Annotated in this window: 6 protein-coding genes; 4 read left to right on the top strand and 2 right to left on the bottom strand. The window is 55.3% G+C overall.

The features are described 5' to 3' along the window. Both Q3Y53_RS12970 and Q3Y53_RS12965 read left to right on the top strand, forming a co-directional pair. Positions 1-1,117: carbohydrate porin (locus tag Q3Y53_RS12970; RefSeq protein ID WP_303536785.1), on the top strand; the 1,117-nt coding region annotated here is incomplete at its 5' end. Positions 1,118-1,437: 320 nt separating this feature from the next. Next, the gene (locus tag Q3Y53_RS12965) at positions 1,438-1,986 is read left to right on the top strand and encodes a helix-turn-helix domain-containing protein (RefSeq protein ID WP_303536787.1); all 549 of its coding nucleotides are present in this window, start codon (positions 1,438-1,440) and stop codon (positions 1,984-1,986) included. A gap of 18 nt (positions 1,987-2,004) precedes the next feature. Here the strand turns inward: Q3Y53_RS12965 and Q3Y53_RS12960 are convergent, their stop codons facing one another. Then, a complete protein-coding gene (locus Q3Y53_RS12960; RefSeq protein ID WP_303536783.1) occupies positions 2,005-3,051 on the bottom strand; it encodes an extracellular solute-binding protein in 1,047 nt (348 codons plus the stop codon). 81 nt (positions 3,052-3,132) lie between these two features. On the opposite strand from Q3Y53_RS12960, the gene Q3Y53_RS12955 reads away from it, so the two are divergent. Both Q3Y53_RS12955 and Q3Y53_RS12950 read left to right on the top strand, forming a co-directional pair. Beyond that, the gene (locus Q3Y53_RS12955) at positions 3,133-3,798 is read left to right on the top strand and encodes a Fe2+-dependent dioxygenase (protein WP_303536781.1); all 666 of its coding nucleotides are present in this window, start codon (positions 3,133-3,135) and stop codon (positions 3,796-3,798) included. Positions 3,799-3,884: 86 nt separating this feature from the next. Then, the gene (locus Q3Y53_RS12950) at positions 3,885-4,115 is read left to right on the top strand and encodes a hypothetical protein (RefSeq protein ID WP_303536779.1); all 231 of its coding nucleotides are present in this window, start codon (positions 3,885-3,887) and stop codon (positions 4,113-4,115) included. A gap of 98 nt (positions 4,116-4,213) precedes the next feature. Here Q3Y53_RS12950 and Q3Y53_RS12945 read toward each other — a convergent pair. Further along, positions 4,214-5,321: iron uptake porin (locus Q3Y53_RS12945; RefSeq protein ID WP_303536777.1), on the bottom strand; the 1,108-nt coding region annotated here is incomplete at its 5' end.

Below are 5,321 nucleotides of genomic sequence, written 5' to 3'. Positions count from 1 at the left end.
ACTCAAGGGGCAAGCCACCTGGGTGTTCGGAGCCAGCCGCTTCAAGGGCTCCCCGTCCCGGCAGCGTTCGGAGAGCAATGAAGCGTTGGGCGGCACGACGTTCAACTACGACCTTCAGCTGGGGTTGGAGACCTCCTTCACCGGCAAGGATCAATTGACCACGGTGTTGCGTGGCGGCAACTTCGACGGAGACGGCAACGTCTTCGGCAGTGGAGGGCCGTCTGGCTTGGCCACACTGGAAACTGCGTTTCAGGAGGGTGATCGCCCCAATCTGGTGGCGATCGACAAACTCTTCTATTCTTTCCCCTTGGGGGATGAGATCACCATCACCACCGGCCCGATTGTTGGCCAGGAAGACATGCTCGCGATCTGGCCGAGCGTCTATCCCAGTGATCCGATTCTCGATGTGCTCACGGTGAATGGAGCTCCGGGGGCCTACAACAAAAACAAAGGTGCGGGCGTGGGCATCAGCTGGGCCGCGGAAAGCGGAGCCCGCGCGTCGGCCAACTATGTGGCGGCCAATGGTGCATCAAGCGACACCCGTTCCGGTGGTTTCGCCACCGACGAGGCGGGGGGCACCGGCACCCTGCAGCTGGGTTGGGAGGGTGACAACTGGGGCGTTGCTGCCCTGTATTCCAAGGTTCAGAACGGTCAAGACCTGATCGTGTACGCCACGCCCTTCGTCAGGGATCGCTTCAGTGATCGGGGCGTGACCCACGCCTATGCCCTTGGGGGTTTCTGGCAGCAATTGGAGAGCGGCTGGCTTCCTTCTCTGTCGCTCGGTTGGGGCATCAATCAATCCGACACCCAGCGCAAGGGCCAGGTGCGGACCAGTCAGTCCTGGAGGGCTGGGCTGGAGTGGAACGATGTGTTGATGGCGGGGAACAACGCCGGAATGGCTGTGGGTCAGCCTGTTTTTGCGACCGATCTGCGAGGTGGTGACACCCCTGCTGATGGTCAGTACATCTGGGAGTGGTGGTACCAGTTCCAGGTCACCGACAACATCAGCGTCACCCCGGCGCTGTTCTATCTGTCGCGACCGATGGGTGAGCTCACACCGGACGGTTCAACCTTCCGGCAACTGGGCGGTTTGATCAAAACGACATTTGTTTTCTGAGCTGTGAATCAATAGAGACGTCGCGCGGTTGCAACGGATCAACCTCTTGTTGAAGGCCCCGTTGAACGTGGTGGCAGCCCGTCACCTCGCCCATGCTTCGGATTCAAGGGGATGCCCAGTTGCTCCGCGCCCTGCTGCTGCACGCCAACGAGCAGGTGTTGGCTGCAGTTGAGAAAAGATCGCAATTTGGAGGGCTTATTGAGAATGACTTGCAATATCGACAAGAGATCTGTACTGTTGCGAGTAATTCTCAATCGCGATAACCCGTGACCGCGTCTGCTTACCGCTTCCTGCCGGACAATCCGACAGCTCCGTTGAGCATGCCTCGTCTACAGACGGTGCTGATTGATCCGGCAGGGCGTGATCAAGCCTCTGTTCTTGAAGTGATTGAAGGGGTGTGCCGCGTGTACTGTCCCTGCGAAGAAACGGAAGGAATGACTCTGGCGTTTCTGCAGTCGGGTGATCGTTTGCGTACTGATCGTCTTTGCAGCGAAGGCGTTTGCATCGAGGCGCTCACCGCTTTGAAATTTCAGCGTGATGCTGTCTCAACCGACGAGCTGGGCCTTGATGCGGTGAATGAATGGACGCTCCAGCTGCTGCGAGTCCGCCATCTCGGTCAGGCCGAGCAACGGCTGCATGCCCTGATGGCGCTGCTGGTGAACCGACTCGGTTTTCGTTGCCGCGATGCGTTCCAACTTCCGTTTCGCCTCACCCACGACCGCTTCGGTGAACTCATCGGTGCAACCCGGGTGACCACCACCCGTCTGATGTCGAAATGGCGTCAAGCGGAACTGGTGGCCATGGCGTCTGGTGATGTCACGATGCAGCTCTCACCAGAGTTGATCGCAACATCACCCCTTCAGTTTTGACGTTGTGGCTCGCCGGCCTTAGCGCCAGCCAGCCTGCGCCATCACTTGAACCGCCTTCTTCTGGTTGGCACCGATCGCGCTGATGGAGACGTTGTCGGGGGTAAATCGTCCGTACTGTTTCAGCACGTTTGAGGAGCCCTGACTTGTCAGCGGGTATTCGTGGGTTGGCCCAGCAAGCGCCTGGCTTCCCTGCGGAGATGAGAGGAATTCAATCAACTTCAGCGCTTCCCGTTTGTTTTGGGCTGAGGTGGCTATGCCAGCTGCGCTGACGTTCACGTGAGCTGGATTGGGCATGATCAATTTCACATTCTTTGCCAGCTCCTGATCACCCTTGCCATTGTCTCCGGCTTGCATGCGTGCCAGGTAGTAGTGATTCACAACGCCAACGCCACATTTGCCCTGGCCAACGGCACGGATCAGGGATGTATCTCCCGAGAAGAATGGCTGCTTGACATTGCCCACCATTGATCGGACCCAGGCTGTTGCTCCGGCTTGACCCTTTAAAACAATTTGGTCAGCAACAAGGGATTGGTTGTAGACATTCTTTCTCTTGCGCAGGCAAAGCTTTCCTTTTAATTCTGGCTTGCTGAGATCGTCGTAGCTGTTGATCGTGGAGGGATCAATAAGCTTGGGGTTGACGATGATAGAGCGCACGCGCCTTGTTAAGCCAAACCAGCGGTTGGATGGATCCCGATAGCGCGCCGGGATGTTCCTTTTCAGTTTGTTGCTCTGAGCCGGCTGTAGCAATCCTGCATTGGCTGCATCGTTGATGCGCGCAGCATCCACCAAGAGGATGACGTCCGCCTTGGAGTTGCTTCCCTCTCGTTTGAGCCGTTCCACCAGCGAGATTCCGGTGGCTTCAATCAGGCGAACTTTGATCCCTGTTTTCTCACTGAAACGTTTAAAAACCTGCCGGTCAGTGTTGTAGTGGCGACCTGAATAAACACGCACTTCCTGTGCACCAACAGCGGTGCATCCAACCAGTGGAGCGACGAGGCAGAGTCCAGCGAGAAGCTTCAACATGGCTTTACTCTTCATCCCACCATCATAGGTCTTGGATGTCATCTCACTGAGCCAGTTTGTGCGATGTTTTCGTATCATTTGGTCGACTCCCTAGGGTGGTCAAAAGGTTTGCACTCATTGCGGATGGATCATCTTGTACGTCCACTGCTTTCAAAGGCTGATGTTGATTCCATTCATCAGCAACTGAGTGCTGATGACCTGCCTTGGCTGGATGGACGACTCACGGCGGGAGAGCAAGCGGCCTCGGTTAAAAAGAATCATCAACTCGATCCTGAATCTCCGTTGGCGATTCGGGTGGCGAACTCGGTGTCGAAGGCATTGAAATCAGATCCTTTGATCAAGAGTTTTTCTTTGATACGCAAGGTACATAGTGTTTTGATCTCCCGCTGTGCCTCTGGCGATGGATATGGATGGCATGTGGATAATCCGTTTTCCCGTTACGGCCGGCGCGATCTGTCTTTCACTGTATTTTTAAGCGAGCCGTCCTCCTATCAAGGGGGAGTTTTGCAAGTCCAGACGGGGCAGCATGGTGAGGAATTTCGTTGTTCCGCTGGTGAGGTGGTTGTGTACCCCAGCTCGTTATTGCACTGCGTTGCGCCTGTGACGCAGGGGGCACGCTATGCCTGCGTCGGCTGGATCGAAAGCTATGTGAAATCCGCTGAGGATCGTTCCTTTCTGTTCAACCTGGATGCTGGGGCGCGTGGATTGCTGGCCAAGCATGGACGTTCGGATGAGCTTGATCTCATTTTTCAGGCCTATTCCAACGCTGTGCGGCGGCTCTCTGGCTGACGATGTTTCAAATGATGCGTTGACCTGGCTCATTCGTAGCGGCTTGGGCGCTAGCGTTAATCATAATGATTTTTTGGCATTGGAACATGGCCAAACCCTCTGCGGTCACTGTGTTTTTAGCTGCTTCCTCTTTGCTGCTGGCTTCAGCTGATTTACCGGTGGTGCAGGCCCAGGATGGCGGCGGTTTGAAGGAGTGGTCGACGGATCAAGCTGTCGATGACGACAGTGTGATGGATGAAGAAGCTGAGGCTCTTCTCAAAAAGGCTGAACAAGAAGATGTTTGTGTTCCCATTGGTGAGGGTGAGAACTGTTGGTGAATCTGTGATTCAGACCTTTTGAGGGGCGCTAGCCCCTCTATATTTTTGCAAAAAAAAGCGCCCCTAAGGGCGCTTTTTTGTTTGATTGTTGTTGGTGATCAGAATTTGAAGGTGGTCTTGACCAGACCGCCAAACTTGTTGGCACCATCAATTTGATCCTTACCCTTGGCATCATCAACCCAGAACACTGCGGGAGTAATGGTGATGTTGTCGGTTACAGCGAAGTCGTAGTAAGCCTCGATGGCGAAGTTTTGGTCGCCGCCATTGGGCCGGTCACGAATTTCGGTGGCGTAGCTGGAGTAGGAACCGAAGCCCAGCCCCATTTTGTTGCCTTCGACAAAGGCGTCCTTCCAGTTCAGGCCAACCATCCAGCCTTTCACTGCCTCGGCATTGCCGTAGGTCTCACTATCAGCCCAGCCGAAGTCCACACCCGCACTGATGGTGGGAATGAAGCCGCTGTCGTCTGGTGACCAGTAACCGCGCAGACCGACGGCATGAAGGGGGTGAGCCAAATTCTTTGCAGTCGGGGTCGAATACCCCATTGCTGCCTTGGACTCCGTAACGCCATCGTTCTGCTGTGCATTCTTCAGGGCATAGAGCGCTGAAAGGTGCCACTTGCGATTGCCATAGCCCACTTGGCTCAGCAGGTAGGCATCGGTGTTTTCACCAAACATGCCTTTTTCTGAATTGCTCGTGGCACCGTCACCACCATCGGCGACGTAGTTGACCGCGATGTTGATGGCTGCCTCGCCAGGATCAACATCCTGACGCCATTGCACACCAAAGCCTTGGCCGGTGCTCGCACCAAGAACAGCACCGTACCCACCCAGTTTGAACGCCTTGAGGATCGGCTTGTAGCGGGTGGGCGTCTCGATCATGTAGTAGTTCTCGATCAACGCACCAACGGTGACCTTGAACTCATTGCCGATGGGGAAGCTGTACCAGAGCTTGTCTACCTTCAAGGTGTTATCACCACTCTTGGCATCAGACAAATAAGAGTCTGATTGCGTCCATACGTTGTTCATGTTGCCCGCCCGTAGACGGGTGTACAGACGATCCTTCCCGGTAAAGGAGGTGTTGAGGTTCAGGGTATAGCGATAGGAGAAATTGAAGCCATCGTCTTCGCAGGCGCCTCCTTTCTTGTTGCATGCATCGCGATCCGCATACTTCACGGCGCCCGTGAAGAAGTCAGCCTTACCTTTCAGC

The sequence above is a fragment of the Synechococcus sp. YX-04-1 genome (assembly GCF_030546365.1).
In the GTDB taxonomy this organism is placed as follows: Bacteria; Cyanobacteriota; Cyanobacteriia; order PCC-6307; family Cyanobiaceae; genus Parasynechococcus.
This window is presented reverse-complemented; position numbering and strand designations above follow the sequence as displayed.